Raw genomic sequence first — 14,076 nt, forward strand, 5'->3', positions numbered from 1 at the left:
AGAGACGAAAGGCGGTTGTGTCCGGTTGGTCACCGTCTTAGAGTGCAACGGTCACGCTGGGCGTTCTGGGAGGTTCGTGTGCGCCGCTGGTGGGTTCGATCTTGCTTGGCCCTGACCACTGTCGCCGCGACGCTGATCGCGACCGAGCTGCCCGCGGCCGCGTGCGGCGAGGACGACAAGCCCGCGGTGCAGGCCAAACACACCGCCGGTGATCCCGGCGCGGTCAAGGGCGTGCGCGCCGTCGGCAACGTGCCCGACGCGGCGGGCGCGATCTCCGCCAACTTCCTGTCCTACGGCCACCGCGACGTGATGGTGGTGTCCGGCGAGTTCGGCCTCAAGGTCTACGACCTCACCCGCAACCCCGCCGCACCGAAGGCGGTCGGGCAGCTCAGCCTGCCCGGCCTGTGGGAGACCGAGGACACGGAGGTCGACGCACAGCGCAAGCTGGTGTTCCTCTCGCGCGACCCGCGCGCGTTCGAGGGCAACACGCACACCGGCGAATCGGGCATCTACGTCGTCGACGTCTCGCGCCCGGAGAAGCCCACGATCCTCAGCTACGTGCGCGTGCCCGCCGGCCACACCACCAGCTGCGTCGACGGCTGCCGCTACCTGTGGACCGGCGGCCCTGCGAAGGCCGACGACCAGCCGGCCGACTGGGGCGGGCGCCCGATCTGGGTCACCGACGTGCGCGACCCGCGCCACCCTGTCGTGCACCCCGACCCCATCGAGCTCGCCCGCAACGACGGCCAGACCGACTACGTCCACGACGTCCAGGTCGACTCCGCGGGCGTCGCGTGGGTCTCGGGCCGCGGCGGCGTCCGCGGCTACTGGACCAGCGGCCTGCACCGCGACCCCGTCCGCGGCGGCGTGCATCGCGCCACCGCGCTGGAGCCCATCCCGTACGCCGGGGGCGGCGTCGACGAGACCGCCGCGCCGTCGAAGTTCCTGCACAACAGCTTCCACCCGGTCGGCCCCCGCGACGCCGGCGCTTGGCGCGGCCACGACCTCGTGTACGCCACCGAGGAGAACTTCCTCGACGGCTGCGCGGGCGACGGCGTGCTCACCATCTCGTCCCTGGCCGGTTCGTACCACGGCGAAGGCTGGCGTTCGACCGCGACGGCCCCCTTCCGGCTGCAGAGCATCGGCACCTGGAGTGTCGCGGGCCAGGAAGGCAGCGACCCCGCCTCCGACGACTGCTCCGCCCACTACTTCGACCTGCGCGACCACGTGCTCGTCCAGTCCTTCTACTCCCAGGGCACGCGCTTCCTCGACGTCAGCGACCCGACCAACCCGCGCCAGATCGCCTACTTCCGCCCGGCGGACGCGAGCTCGTGGGCGCCGTACTGGCATGACGGGTATGTGTATGTGGCGGACAACGTGCGTGGGGTGGATGTGCTGAAGCTGACTGCCTGAGGCCTGGTCGGTCGGGAGATCGATCGGCGCCGTTGACTACAGTTCGATCATGGAGACAGAGGCGCGTGGCCGGGTCATTCTCCTCAACGGCCCGTCGAGCTCGGGGAAGTCGAGCATCGGGCAGGCACTGCTCGCGGTCCTGCCCGATCCCTGGTTCCACGTCCCCGTCGACGGGATCAACGGGATGCGGTCGACGCGCTACACCCGTGCGCTCGACGACGCCGGAGTGCAGGAGATGCTGCGACGAACCCGGCGGGGTTACCACCGCGCCGTCGCAGCCCTCGCGTCCACGGGGAACGACGTGGTCATGGACTACCTGCTCAGCGAGCCGTGGCGCCTCGACGACCTCCTCGTCGTCCTCGACGGCTACGACGTCACCCTGGTCGACGTCCACTGCGCGCCGGAGGAACTCGCCCGGCGGGAGCGCTCGCGCGGTGACCGGCCGCACGGACTCGCCGCCTCGCAGACGCTGATCTACTCCCACCGGGACAACGACCTCGTCGTGGACACCACTGCCCGCACGGCGGCTGACTGCGCCCGCGCGATCGCCGGCCGCCTCGACGCGATCGGGCGGCCGAAAGCGTTCGAACGCCTTCGCGCCGCCCGCGCACGAACAAGCTGATCGCCTGAGTCCGCTCACGGATGCCGCGTGGGCCGGTAGATCAGTTCCTGCGTGTGGCCGTCCAAGGTGCGGCTTTCGAGGAGCTCCAGGTCGAAGTCCTCGGCCCCCTCGAAGATGCGGGCGGCGCCGGTGCGGCCGGTGAGCACGGGGAAGACCGTGAGCTGCACGCGGTCGACCAGGCCGGCGGCCATCAGGGCGCGGTTCATCGCCAGGCTGCCGTGCGAGCGCAGCGGGGCGTCGGACTCCTTCTTGAGGCGCGCGACGACGTCGAGGGCGTCGCCGGCAGCCACGGTCGCGTCGGGCCAGTCCAAGGGGCCGCGCAGGGTGGTGGAGATGACGGTGGCCGGCAGCTTCCGCATCCGGGCGACCCAGGGGTCGAGGTTCTCCACGCCGAACTCGGCGAACATCTCCGCGTTGTCCGTGAACGTGGTCTTCCCGAACACCATCCGCTGCCCCTCGCCGTACAGCTCGAGGCGGCGCGCCAGCAGCTCCGGGCCCTGCTTGCCCCAGTAGCCACCCCAGTCGCCGGTGTGGGAGCCGTAGCCGTCGAGGCTGGAGAAGACGTCGAAGGTGTAGGTGGCGGTCATGGTGTGCTCCTTGCGTGAGGTTCGGGGCCGGGCGGCCCCTCACCCTGCCTACGAATCCGCTCGACGCCGATCGACACCGGCGCCGGAAAAATCTCCGGCGACCCGCGACGATCAGGTGTCCGTGTGCCACGCGATGGTGGCGCAGGGGGAGAGCTCGGCGCGGGTCGCGGCGTCGCGGAGTGCGGTGGTGTCGCGGCGGGCGTCGGTTTCGGCGGCGTAGACGGAGAGGGCCGCGGCGCTGTCCGAGTGAGCGGATTCCGGAAGGCCCGGGCTATCCACGTACGGGTCGTGCCACGTGTCGCGGAGTTTGCCCAGGGTGGTCGCGGCCGCGGCCCACTTGGCCTGGAAGTCCGAGTACCGCGAGCGGTCGGCCGCGGCGGCCAGCACGCTGCCCAGGCGCCGCTGGGCGTCCTGGGCCGCGGCGAGCTGCGTGTCGAGCATGGGCACGATGTGGGTCGCGTCGTCCAGGTCCTTCAGCGACGGCAGCGGGCCGACCTTGGCGCCGACATCCGCGCAGATGCTGTCGAGCTGAGCGGCGGTCGTGAGCGGAGGGGCCGAGGTCGGCGAGGCCGAGCACCCGGCGAGGACCAGCAAGCCGAGCGCCACTGTCGGGATGCGTTTGTCGATCACAGCACGGACGTTAGCCATGCTCGATGGGGACCGGTCCCGGCTGACGGCGGTGGAGGGCGCCCCCGTGACGCCCTCCACCGCCGGTCAGGACCGTAGCCACACGGCAGTGTCCGTCGGAATCTCCGTCGTGACCGGACCGCTCGCCAGCAAAATCTCCCCGGCCGGCAACGGAACCGCCGCGGCGGAGAAGTTCAGCACGAACGTGAACCCCGGCTCCCGTGTGAACGCCAGCACGCCGTCACCGAGCGGAAGCCACTCCAGCGCACCCGCGCCGAGCGCCGCCTGCTCCGTGCGGATCCGCAGGCCGTCGCGGTACAACGACAGCATCGACGCCGGGTCCGCGGCCTCCGCGGAAGCCGTGTATTCGGCCCACGATGACGGCTGCGGCAGCCACGGCGTCCCCGTGCCGAAGCCGAACGGTGCGGCAGGACCCGACCACGGCAGCGGCACCCGGCACCCGTCCCGGCCCGGGTCCGCGCCGTCGGTCCGCGCCCACACCGGGTCCTGCCGCAGCTCCGAAGGGAGGTCCTCGACCTCCCACAACCCCAGCTCTTCGCCCTGGTACACGTACACGCCGCCGGGCAGCGCCAAAGTCAGCAGCGCCGCCGCCCGCGCTCGGCGGGTGCCCAGGGCGAGCGAAACCGGCGAGCCGTGCAGCCGATCCGCGAACGAGAAACCCGTGTCGCCGGAGCGGCCGTACCGCGTGACGTGCCGCGTCACGTCGTGGTTGGACAGCACCCACGCCGCGGGCGCGCCGACCTCGTCGTGGGCCCGCAGCGTGCGCGAGATGACGTCGCGGAAGCGCGAGACGTCCCACGGGCACACCAGGAAGTCGAAGTTGAACGCCGAGTGCAGCTCGTCGCGGCGCAGGTAGCGCGCGGCGCGGGACATGTCGGGCAGCCACATCTCGCCGACGAGCACGCGTTCGCCCGCGTAGGAATCGGCGATCTTGCGCCACGACCGGTAGATCTCGTGCAGCCCCTCCTGGTCGGAGAACGGTGTCTCGTCCCCGTCCTCGACGTCGGGCAGCGCGGGGTCCTTCATGAGCCCGTCGGCGACGTCGATGCGGAAGCCGTCGACGCCGCGGTCGAACCAGAACCGCAGCACGTCCTCGAACTCCGCGCGGATGTCGGCGTTGTCCCAGTTGAAGTCGGGTTGGCGCGAGCTGTACAGGTGCAGGTACCACTCCCCGTCCTCGACGCGGGTCCACGCGGGCCCGCCGAAGCGAGACTTCCAGTTGTTCGGCGGCTCCGAGCCGTCGGCGCCGCGGCCCGGGCGGAACCAGAACCGCTCGCGCTCGACCGATCCCGGCCCGGCGGCGAGTGCCGCCTGGAACCACCGGTGCTCGTCGGAGCAGTGGTTCGGCACGATGTCGATGATCACGCGGATGCCGCGCTCGTGCGCTTCGGCAATGAGCGCCTCGGCCTCGGCGAGGGTGCCGAAAAGCGGTTCGATGTCACGGAAGTCGGCCACGTCGTAGCCGCCGTCGTCCATGGGCGACGGGTACCACGGCGTGAACCAGATGGCGTCCACACCCAGCTCCGCCAGGTGGTCCAGTTTGGACCGGACGCCGGCGAGGTCGCCGATGCCGTCGCCGTTTCCGTCGGCGAAGCTGCGGATGTAGACCTGGTAGATGGCCGCGCTGCGCCACCAAGCCGAAGACAGTTCGGTCACTGCGTAGTCCTCCCAGCGTCGTTTGTGTACACAGTCGGTGTGTCAGCCCTTGATCGAACCGGCCGTGAGGCCGGCGAGGATCTGCCGCTGGAACACGAGGAACAACACGATCATCGGCACGCTCGCCAGCACCATCCCCGCCACCAGCAGGTTCAGTGGCATGTCGATGGCCACCCGCTGCAGCATTACGCTCAGCGTCTGCCTGCCGGTGTCCGGGAACATCAGCAACGGCCAGATGAAGTCCTTCCACGCGGCCACGATCGTGAGGATCGAGACCACGGCGAGGATCGGCCGCGAGATGGGCAGGATGATCGTCCACAATGTTCGCACCGGACCGGCGCCGTCGAGGCGCGCGGCTTCGATGAGCTCGTCCGGGATCTGGTCGAAGAACCGTTTCAGCAGATAGATGTTGAACGCGTTGGCCGCCGCGGGCAGCCAGATCGCGGCGGGTGAGTTGATGAGGTTCAAGTGCAGCAGCGGCAAGTCCGTCACCGTCACGTACGTCGGCACCAGCAATGCCGCGGCCGGCAGCATGAGCGTGGCGAGCATCAGTCCCAGAACGACGTTGCCGAACTTGGGCCGCAGCTTCGACAGCGCGAACGCCGCCGGCACGTCCACCGCCAGCTGCACCAGCCACGCGCCGCCCGCCACGACCACCGTGTTGAGGAAGTACTTTCCGAGGTCCATTTGGTCCCAGGCCTCGGAAAACGACTCCGGATGCCACTCGTGCGGCACGATCGTCGCCGGAGTCGCCGCCAGCTCCGCCGGTGACTTCATCGCCCCCGTCACCGCCCAGTACAACGGAAACAGGAACGCCAAGGTGAACAAGGCGAACGTGCACACGAACACGATCACGTAGACGGTTTTTCCGCCCGGTGTACGCAGTTGCGAAGGCGAGACCAGCGTCCGTGCGGCTGTCATTCCACCCTCCTCGTGAGACGCACGTACATCGCCGAGAACACGCCCAGCGCCACGAACAGCAGCAGGCTCATCGCGCTGGCCGAGCCGAAGTCGTTGTAGACGAAGGCGTAGCGGTACAGCAGCAGGAGCACGGTCACGGTCGAGTCGTCCGGGCCACCGCCGGTCATCACGTACGGCTCGGTGAACACCTGCATCGTCGCGACGATCTGCAACAGCAGCAGCACCAGCAGCACGAACCGCGTCTGCGGGAAGGTCACGTGCCGCAGCCTCCGCCACATCCCGGCGCCGTCGAGCTCCGCGGCCTCGTACAGCTCACCCGGGATCGTCTGCAGCGCCGCCAGGTAGATCAGCGTGGTGCTACCCATGTTGGCCCAGGTGGACACGAACACCAGCGACAGCATCGCGGTCGTCGAAGAGTCGAGCCATTGCAGACCGGGCAGGCCGACCGCGTTCAGCGCCGAGTTGAACAGCCCGGGACCCGGGTCGTAGAACCACTTCCACATCAGCGCGGTGACCACCGGCGGGAGCATCACCGGCAGGTAGACCGCGAGCCGGAAGTACGCCCGCGCGTGGCGCAGCTCGTTGAGCAGCACGGCCGCCAGGAACGGAACGAGGAACCCGAAGACGAGCGCGAACCCGGTGAACAGCAACGTGTTGCGCCACGCGACCCCGAACAGCGGGTCGGCGAACAGGCGCGCGAAGTTGTCGAACCCGACCCACGTCGGCGGGTTCACGAAGTCGACCTGCTGGAAGCTCAGCAGCACCCCGCGCACGATGGGGTACCAGGAGAACATCGCGAACACCACGAGCGCGGCGCACAACAGCGTGTACGCGGTGAGGTTCTCGCGCAGGCGCCGCTTGAGCCGGGCGCGCCGGCGTTCGGCGGCCGAGGCGGCAGGCCGACCGGCCCGCGGGGTGACCGCGGGCCAGTCGAGCACGTTACCTGACCTGGGCGAGGACACTGTTGACCTTCGACTGCGCCGAGCCGAGCAGCTGGTCGATGTTCGCGTTGCGGTCGGTGAGCACGGCCTGCATCACGCTGTCGAGCGCGGCGTAGATCTGCTGCGCGTTCGGCGGCTCGATGCTGCCCTTGATCTTGTCCGCGGCGTCCACGTAGGACTGGTAGTTCTCCGCGGGCACGTTGGCGTACTTCTTCTTCACGGCCAGCTGCTGGTCGCGCACCGCGCCCTGCCAGATGTCGGGCGTCGGCTCGGTGGGCAGGCCCACGGGCTGCTTGCCGTCGACGTACTGCTTCACGTGCTTGTCGAAGCGGTCGGGATTGAGGTATTTCCACTGGATCCACTCGAGGCCGGCCTTGATCTTCGCGGCCGACGCCTTCGGGTTGATCATGTATCCCTCGCCGCCAAGGAGGGTGCCCTTCGTGCCGGGCATGCCGGCGATGCCGTAGTCCTCGTACTTGCCGTTGAACTGCTTCACCAGCACCGGCACGTTGTCCGGCGCGGCCATGTACATGCCGAGCTGGCCGGCGCCCATCATGCGCTGCACGTCGACGTCCTGCAGCAGCTGTTTGCTGCCCATGGAGTTGTCGTCCCAGCGCATGGCGTGCAGGTAGTTCAGCGCGGCACGGCCCTTGTCGTTGTCGAAGTCGGCGACCCACTTGTCGCCGTCCTTACGGGCGATGTCGCCGCCCATCGAGTACAGCCAGCCCGTCATGTGCCAGCCGCCCTGGTTGTTCTTGCTGTAGTCGGCGTAGCCGACGACCCCGTTGCCCAGCGCGGAGATCTGCTTCGCGTCGGCCCGCACCTCGTCCCAGGTCGCGGGCGGCTTGTCCGGGTCGAGCCCGGCCTGCTGGAACAGCTTGCGGTTGTAGACGAGCCCCATGGTGTAGTTCGCCGTCGGGAGGCCGTAAAGCTTGCCGCTCGCGTCCCGGAAGTTGTCCAGGAGTTGCGGCTGGATGTCGTTCACATGCGGCACGCTCTTCGCCGCTTCCGTGATGTCGGCGGCCTGGTGGCGGGCGATGATCTGCGCCGGGTCGGTGAAGTACACGTAGTACACGTCTTCGAGCTGGCCGCCGGCGAGCTTGGCCGAGAACGTCTTGGGGTCCATGAACCCCTCGTGGGGCACGATGTCGATGTCCGGGTGCGAAGCCTCGAACTCGGCGACGTCGGCGTCGAACACCTTGCGCTCGAACGGCTGCGTGGTCGGCGGCTGCCCGGTGACGGTGATCTGGACCTTTCCGCCGGCATCTCCGCCCTCGGAGCCGGAGCCGCAGGCGGCGAGGCTCACAGCCAGGCCGCCCGCGGTGAGCAGGGCGATCACGGTTCTGGGGGTGCGGCTGGACCTCGCTGCTCGGGACCAGGGACTGCTCATCTCAAGCCTCTTCTCGCGGTCGCGACGGCTGTGTCGTGATGGCCGTCACTCTAAAGTGTGAGACCAGAACGCCGCAATAACCCGACGAGGATTTGCAAGTTACGAACAGAACGTGATCATCCCCGATACCGCGCGGTCGACCCCCTCACCACGAGTTCGGGGGCGAACAGCAGCTCCTCGGCCGCGACCTCGCCGCCGTTGATCCGCTTCACGAGCAGCTCCACCACCGCGCGGCCCATCGCCTCGATCGGCTGGCGCGTGGTCGTGAGCGGCGGATCGGTGCAGTTCATGAGCGCGGAGTCGTCGTAGCCGACCACCGAGATGTCCTCCGGTACCGACAGTCCTTGCCGGCGCGCGGCGCGGATCGCGCCGAGTGCCAGCAGGTCGCTCGCGCACAGCACGGCGGTGGCCCCGCGCGGGTAGAGGCGCGCGGCCGCGGCGTGCCCGCCCTCGATGGAGAACATGCCGTGCTCCACCAGCTCGTCGAGCACGGGCAGGCCGAGTTTCGCCGCGTACGAGCGGAAAGCCGCGAGCTTGCGCTGCGACGGCACGTGGTCGGCCGGGCCCAGGACCAGGCTGATCTTCTCGTGGCCGAGGGAGCTCAGATGCCCCACGACCTGCTCCACGGCCACCGCGTCGTCGCACGAGACCTGCGGCAGCCCGAGGTGGTCGACGGCGGCGTTGATCAGCACCGTCGGCAGCTTGCGTTCCACGAGGTGGTGGTAGTGGGTGTGCACGGCGTCGGCCTGGGCGAACAGCCCACCGGCGAACACCACCCCGGACACCTGCTGCTGCAGGAGCAGCTCCACGTACTCGGCTTCGGACACCCCGCCGGCGGTGCGCGTGCACAGCACGGGCGTGAACCCCTGCTGAGCCAGCGCGTTGCCCATGATCTCGGCCAGCGCGGGGAAGATCGGGTTCTGCAGCTCGGGCAGCACGAGCCCCACCAGGCGGGCCCGTTCCCCGCGCAGCTGGGTGGGGCGTTCGTAGCCCATCACGTCCAGCGCGGTGAGAACGGCGGCCCGGGTACTCGCGGAAACCCCGGGCCGGCCGTTGAGCACCCGGCTGACCGTGGCTTCGCTGACCCCCACCTGTCGGGCCACTTCGGCAAGTCGACGCGTCATGGCTGAAACTTTACTGCAATGGCTCGCAAAATCTCGACTTCAGGGTGAGAGTGGGCCGATACGCGGAGCCACTGCTACAGCTTGCGGCCCAGCTGCTCCGCCTGGTCGCGCAGCACCGGCAGGAACTCGTCGCGCAGCTGGGCCATCGAGATGCGGCCGGCGGTGGCACTCACCGACATCGCGGCGACGGTGCGGCCGCGCGAGTCGAGCACGGGCACGCCGAGCGAGCGCAGGCCGTACTCCAGCTCCTCGTCGGTGAACGCCGCGCCGTCGGCGCGCACGAGGTCCACCCGCCGGCGGATCTCGGCGGCGGTCACCGGCGTTTTCGGGGTTCTGGGGTGGAATTCGGTGCGCTCGAGGTAGGCCGTCAAGTCCTCCGTGGACAGTGCGGACAGGAGCACGTGCCCGGTCGCCGACGTGTACGCCGGCACGCTCGCGCCGATGCGCACGCCGGTGTTGACGATCCGCTTCACCTCGCTGCGCGCGATGAACAGCGCCTCGTCGTTCTGCAGCACCGCCAGCGATGCCGACTCCTGCACGTGCTCGCGCACCGCCGCCAGATGTGGCTGCGCGAGCTGCGGCAGCGCCGTCGACTCGACGTACGCGTCGCCCAGGCGCAACAGGCGCGGGGTGGGCAGGAAGTGCTTGCCGTCGTGGGTGAGGTACCCGAGGTCGACGAGCGTGAGCAGGCAGCGGCGGGCCACGGCGCGGTTGAGGCCGGTGAGGCGCGCCGCGTCGCTGATCGCGAGCTTCGGCGTCGCCTCTCCGAACAGTTCCAGGATCGCCAATCCCTTGGCCAAACCGGCCATTCCTTCGGCTGCGGGCACGACTCTCCCGGGAGATGGGTCTTGACGGCAGGCTCTCGCCTGCCTTCAATGTGTTCGGCAAGTGAAACTGCGTTCGTTATTCGAACAATATCAGGGGTGCCGCGAGCTGTCGAGCGGCACCCCAGGCGAGGAGGAACCGACGATGGATCGCCTCACGGGGACCACTGCGGGCCGCGCACCCGACCGCAGCTGGCCGCGGTCGCTGACCCGGGTGCCGTACTGGGTCTTCCAGGACGAGGCGGTGTACCGCGCCGAGCAGGACCGGATCTTCCACGGCCCGCACTGGAGCTACCTGTGCCTCGAGGCCGAGCTGGCTGAGCCCGGCGACTTCTGCGCGACCTTCATCGGCGAGCAGCCGGTGCTGGTGACGCGCGACGTCGACGGCGAGGTGTACGCGTTCGAAAACCGCTGCGCCCACCGCGGCGCGCTGATCGCGATGGCCGACCACGGCAAGGCCCGCGACTTCACCTGCGTCTATCACGCCTGGACCTACAACCTGCAGGGCGACCTCACGGCTGTCGCGTTCGCCGAAGGCGTGGGCGGCAAGGGCGGGATGCCGCCGAACTTCTGCCTGGCCGACCACGGGCCGCGCAAGCTACGCATCGCCGTGGTCCACGGGCTGGTGTTCGGCACGTTGTCCAACGACCTGCCCGACATCGAGGAATACCTCGGCGAGGAGATCCTCGACCGCATCGACCGCGTGCTCGGCGGCCGCAAGCCCGTGGTGCTCGGCCGGTTCGCGCAGCGGCTGCCGAACAACTGGAAGCTGTACGCGGAGAACGTCCGCGACTCCTACCACGCGAGCATCCTGCACCTGTTCTTCACGACGTTCGGCATCAACCGGCTCTCGCAGAAGGGTGCGATCATCGTCGACGAGTCCGGTGGTCACCACGTGAGCTACTCGGCGATTGACCGCAGCGCCACCGAGACCAGCGAGTACCGCGATCAGAACATCCGGTCCGAGTCCGAGTACCGCCTGGCCGACCCGTCGCTGCTGCAGGGGTTCAGCGAGGTCGGCGACGACGTGACACTGCAGATTCTCTCGGTCTACCCGGGGTTCGTGCTGCAGCAGATCCAGAACTCCGTGGCCGTGCGTCAGATTCTCCCGCGCGGCACTGATGACACGCTGCTCAACTGGACCTACCTCGGCTTCGAGTCCGACACCGAGGAGCAGCGGCTGGTCCGGATGAAACAGTCCAACCTGGTCGGTCCCGCCGGCTACGTGTCCATGGAGGACGGTGGCATCGGCGGCTTCGTGCAGCGCGGCATCGCCGGCGCGTCCGACGAGTACGCGACCCTGCAGATGGGTGGCGACACCGCGGAATCGAGCGAAAGCCGGGTCACGGAAGCGTCGGTCCGGGGGTTCTGGCTGGCCTACCGCGAGTCGATGGGTTTCGTGCCCGACGACGACGCGCCGTTGCCCGAGATCGGCAAGCACGAACGCACCCGGGTGGTGCGTGCCTGATGGACAACCAGGTCGCCATCGCCCGCGCCCAGGCGCACTACGCCCGCTGCATCGACGACGGGCCGCTCGAAGACTGGCCCACGTTCTTCACCGAAGACTGCCACTACCGCGTGACCACGGCCGACAACTACGCCCGCGGCCTGCCCGCCGGCCTGATCTGGGCCGACACCCGCGGCATGCTGACCGACCGCGTGTCGGCGCTGAAGGAAGCCAACATCTACGAGCCGCACGTGTACCGCCACATGCTCGGCCAGCCCGCGATCCTCACCGAGTCCGGTGGTGACGTCGAGAGCGAGACGCCGTTCTTCGTGCTGCGCGTGACCGGCGGCGGCCCGACCGACCTGTTCGCCAGCGGTCGTTATGTCGACCGCTACCGCGTCGAAGGCGATCGGGCTCTGCTGCGCGAACGCGTGGTCGTGTGCGACAGCAAGGAGATCGACACGCTCCTGGCGCTGCCGCTGTGAGCCGGGTGCTGCTGGCCATCGGTGACCCCAACGGCATCGGGCCCGAGATCGCGGTCGCGGCCGCCACGCAGGCCGAGGACCGACCGGTGCTGGTGGGAGACCGGCACGTGCTCGCGGATCTGGCCGCGGCGAAGGGTTTCCGGCTGCGTGAGCACGCGCCGGGTGCCCCGGCGGAGGACGGCGTGCTCGACGTCGTGGACGCACGCCACCTGCCGCCGGACGAGTTCCGGCCCGGCGTGCTCAGCGCCGAGGCGGGCGCGGCGACGATCCGGTACGTCAGCACCGCCGTCACGCTCGCCCTCGGCGGCGGCTACCGCGGCGTGGTCGCCTGCCCGCATTCGGAGACGGCCGTGCACGCCGCCGGAATTCCTTTTCGCGGTTACCCGCCACTGATCGCGCAGCTCACCGGCGTGCCCGAGGACCGCGTTTTTCTGCTGCTGTCGGGCGGTGGCCTGAACATCGTGCACGCGACCCTGCACGAACGCCTCGCCGACGCCCTCGCCCGCCTCACGCCGGAGCTCGTCACCGCGGCCGGAAAGGCGTTGTGGGAAGCCCTTCGGACGTTCGGCGTCGCCGTCCCGCGCATCGGCGTCTTCGGCATCAACCCGCACGCGGGCGAAGGCGGCCTGTTCGGCACCGACGACGAGCGCGTCACCGCGCCGGCCGTGGCTTCCCTTGTCGCGCAAGGCATCGGCGCCGTCGGCCCGACCGGCGCCGACGTGGCGCTCACCACGCCGGGCCACGACGGGTTCGTCGCGCTGTACCACGACCAGGGCCACATCCCGGTCAAGCTGCTCGCCGGCCGCACCTCGACCGCGTTGACCGTGGGCGCCGGCGTGCCGTTCTGCAGCGTCGGCCACGGCACGGCGTTCGACATCGCCGGGCGCGGTATTGCCGACCCGACGGCCGTGGTCCGCACGCTGGGCCTGTTCGGACGAACGAAGGAGACCACCGCATGATCACCGTGGCGGACACGGACGTCGAGATCCCGTGCGACGACGGGCAAACCGTGCTCGAAGCCGCCGAGAACGCGGGCTGGGCGATCCCGTACTCGTGCCGAAAGGGGGTCTGCACGTCGTGCACCGGCTCGCTCGTCGCGGGTTCGGTCGTGGTGCGCGGCCGTGGTGAGCTGACGGGGCCGGCCGACGGCGTGCTGCTCTGCCGCGCCGAACCGCAAGGCCCGGTCGTGGTCCGGCCGCGCCGCATCGAACGCAGCGAGCCGCCGCGGCGCAAGAAGCTCACCACGGTGGTGCACCGCATCCGCCGACCCGCGCCGCGCGTCACCGTCCTCGACCTGCGGTTCCCGATCGGGCGGCGCGCGCCGTTTCGCGCCGGGCAGTTCCTGGAAGTGCAGCTGCCGGACGACGAACCGCGGCCGTACTCGCTCGCGAACCCGCCGCACCACAACGACGCGGTGCAGCTGCACGTCCGCACCGAACCGGGCGGGCGGTTCTCCGAGCACACGGTGGGGGCGCTGCAACCCGGCGACACGCTCGACGTCGAAACGCCGTTCGGCGAGTTCGTGCTCGACGACGGCGCCGGACCCATTCTGCTGCTCGCCACGGGCACCGGCTTCGCGCCGATCCAGTCGATCGTGCTCGACCTGATTGCCCGCCGCAGCACCCGGCCCGTCCACCTCTACTGGGGCGCGCGCACGGAGGAGGACCTCTACCTGGCCGAGCTCCCGGAGCGCTGGGCGGCCCGGCACAGCTGGTTCGACTACACACCGGTGCTTTCCTGCCCGGGGAAGGGCTGGTCCGGCGCCACCGGCCACGTCCAGCACACCGCGCTGGCCGACCACCCGGAGCTGACCGGCCACCGCACGTACGCCTGCGGCAGCGAAGCGATGACCACCGACGCCCACGACCTGCTCACCGCCCGCGGCGGCCTGCCGGCCGAGAGCTTCCTGGCCGACTCGTTCGTGCCCGCCGCCGAGCCCCGTATTCCCGCCTGACCGCTTTTCGTACTGAGTTTCCGTACTGAGTTTCCGTTCGACCCCACCACGATTCAAAGGAGAA

At 69.7% G+C, this 14,076-nt stretch carries 14 protein-coding genes; 6 read left to right on the forward strand and 8 right to left on the reverse strand.

Features of this window, described 5'->3' with window-relative positions:
• Positions 1-111 precede the first annotated feature (111 nt).
• Together AB0M56_RS21465 and AB0M56_RS21470 are read left to right on the forward strand one after the other, a co-directional pair.
• On the forward strand, positions 112-1,413 hold the full coding sequence (locus AB0M56_RS21465) for a hypothetical protein (RefSeq protein ID WP_364178904.1): 1,302 nt from the start codon (positions 112-114) through the stop codon (positions 1,411-1,413).
• Between the two features lie 49 nt (positions 1,414-1,462).
• Positions 1,463-2,035 carry an AAA family ATPase gene (locus AB0M56_RS21470; RefSeq protein WP_364178842.1) on the forward strand — a complete coding sequence of 191 codons (573 nt, stop codon included), beginning with the start codon at positions 1,463-1,465 and terminating at the stop codon, positions 2,033-2,035.
• A gap of 14 nt (positions 2,036-2,049) precedes the next feature.
• Here AB0M56_RS21470 and AB0M56_RS21475 read toward each other — a convergent pair whose 3' ends face one another.
• The 8 genes from AB0M56_RS21475 to AB0M56_RS21510 form a co-directional block, all read right to left on the reverse strand.
• Positions 2,050-2,622, reverse strand: a complete 573-nt coding sequence (locus AB0M56_RS21475; RefSeq protein ID WP_364178844.1) for a dihydrofolate reductase family protein — start codon at positions 2,620-2,622, stop codon at positions 2,050-2,052.
• 111 nt (positions 2,623-2,733) lie between these two features.
• The gene (locus AB0M56_RS21480) at positions 2,734-3,252 is read right to left on the reverse strand and encodes a hypothetical protein (RefSeq protein ID WP_364178846.1); all 519 of its coding nucleotides are present in this window, start codon (positions 3,250-3,252) and stop codon (positions 2,734-2,736) included.
• Positions 3,253-3,336: 84 nt separating this feature from the next.
• The gene (locus AB0M56_RS21485; RefSeq protein ID WP_364178848.1) at positions 3,337-4,926 is read right to left on the reverse strand and encodes a glycoside hydrolase family 13 protein; all 1,590 of its coding nucleotides are present in this window, start codon (positions 4,924-4,926) and stop codon (positions 3,337-3,339) included.
• A 42-nt stretch (positions 4,927-4,968) separates the two neighbouring features.
• Positions 4,969-5,847: a carbohydrate ABC transporter permease gene (locus AB0M56_RS21490; protein ID WP_364178850.1), complete on the reverse strand. Its 879-nt coding sequence runs from the start codon at positions 5,845-5,847 to the stop codon at positions 4,969-4,971.
• Complete coding sequence (locus AB0M56_RS21495) at positions 5,844-6,809, reverse strand: sugar ABC transporter permease (protein WP_364178853.1); 966 nt, start codon at positions 6,807-6,809, stop codon at positions 5,844-5,846. Before AB0M56_RS21495 ends, AB0M56_RS21490 begins: the two co-directional genes overlap by 4 nt.
• Positions 6,787-8,178 (reverse strand): extracellular solute-binding protein, encoded by a 1,392-nt coding sequence (locus tag AB0M56_RS21500; RefSeq protein WP_364178856.1) that lies wholly within the window; start codon positions 8,176-8,178, stop codon positions 6,787-6,789. The genes AB0M56_RS21495 and AB0M56_RS21500 overlap by 23 nt, the downstream gene beginning before the upstream one ends.
• Before the next feature lie 116 nt (positions 8,179-8,294).
• A complete protein-coding gene (locus tag AB0M56_RS21505; protein WP_364178859.1) occupies positions 8,295-9,302 on the reverse strand; it encodes a LacI family DNA-binding transcriptional regulator in 1,008 nt (335 codons plus the stop codon).
• A 74-nt stretch (positions 9,303-9,376) separates the two neighbouring features.
• Complete coding sequence (locus tag AB0M56_RS21510) at positions 9,377-10,129, reverse strand: IclR family transcriptional regulator C-terminal domain-containing protein (RefSeq protein ID WP_364178862.1); 753 nt, start codon at positions 10,127-10,129, stop codon at positions 9,377-9,379.
• A 142-nt stretch (positions 10,130-10,271) separates the two neighbouring features.
• Between AB0M56_RS21510 and AB0M56_RS21515 the strand changes: the two genes are divergently transcribed.
• Genes AB0M56_RS21515 through AB0M56_RS21530 form a run of 4 tightly spaced genes read left to right on the forward strand, consistent with a single transcriptional unit; the run spans position 10,272 to position 14,012 of the window.
• The gene (locus AB0M56_RS21515) at positions 10,272-11,594 is read left to right on the forward strand and encodes an aromatic ring-hydroxylating dioxygenase subunit alpha (protein ID WP_364178865.1); all 1,323 of its coding nucleotides are present in this window, start codon (positions 10,272-10,274) and stop codon (positions 11,592-11,594) included.
• On the forward strand, positions 11,594-12,058 hold the full coding sequence (locus AB0M56_RS21520; protein ID WP_364178867.1) for an aromatic-ring-hydroxylating dioxygenase subunit beta: 465 nt from the start codon (positions 11,594-11,596) through the stop codon (positions 12,056-12,058). Before AB0M56_RS21515 ends, AB0M56_RS21520 begins: the two co-directional genes overlap by 1 nt.
• Complete coding sequence (locus AB0M56_RS21525) at positions 12,055-13,017, forward strand: 4-hydroxythreonine-4-phosphate dehydrogenase PdxA (protein ID WP_364178869.1); 963 nt, start codon at positions 12,055-12,057, stop codon at positions 13,015-13,017. Before AB0M56_RS21520 ends, AB0M56_RS21525 begins: the two co-directional genes overlap by 4 nt.
• The gene (locus AB0M56_RS21530) at positions 13,014-14,012 is read left to right on the forward strand and encodes a 2Fe-2S iron-sulfur cluster-binding protein (RefSeq protein ID WP_364178871.1); all 999 of its coding nucleotides are present in this window, start codon (positions 13,014-13,016) and stop codon (positions 14,010-14,012) included. Before AB0M56_RS21525 ends, AB0M56_RS21530 begins: the two co-directional genes overlap by 4 nt.
• The last annotated feature ends 64 nt before the right edge of the window (positions 14,013-14,076 follow it).

Origin of the sequence: Amycolatopsis sp. NPDC051372 (assembly GCF_040682095.1) — a bacterium.
Classification (GTDB): domain Bacteria; phylum Actinomycetota; class Actinomycetes; order Mycobacteriales; family Pseudonocardiaceae; genus Amycolatopsis.

Bases quoted from the DNA above. Each gene is read 5' to 3' on its own strand.
- AB0M56_RS21470 (WP_364178842.1), top strand. From the start codon at position 1,463: ATGGAGACAGAGGCGCGTGGCCGGGTCATTCTCCTCAACGGCCCGTCG.
- AB0M56_RS21475 (WP_364178844.1), bottom strand. From the start codon at position 2,622: ATGACCGCCACCTACACCTTCGACGTCTTCTCCAGCCTCGACGGCTAC.
- AB0M56_RS21490 (WP_364178850.1), bottom strand. From the start codon at position 5,847: ATGACAGCCGCACGGACGCTGGTCTCGCCTTCGCAACTGCGTACACCG.
- AB0M56_RS21500 (WP_364178856.1), bottom strand. From the start codon at position 8,178: ATGAGCAGTCCCTGGTCCCGAGCAGCGAGGTCCAGCCGCACCCCCAGA.
- AB0M56_RS21505 (WP_364178859.1), bottom strand. From the start codon at position 9,302: ATGACGCGTCGACTTGCCGAAGTGGCCCGACAGGTGGGGGTCAGCGAA.
- AB0M56_RS21515 (WP_364178865.1), top strand. From the start codon at position 10,272: ATGGATCGCCTCACGGGGACCACTGCGGGCCGCGCACCCGACCGCAGC.
- AB0M56_RS21520 (WP_364178867.1), top strand. From the start codon at position 11,594: ATGGACAACCAGGTCGCCATCGCCCGCGCCCAGGCGCACTACGCCCGC.
- AB0M56_RS21530 (WP_364178871.1), top strand. From the start codon at position 13,014: ATGATCACCGTGGCGGACACGGACGTCGAGATCCCGTGCGACGACGGG.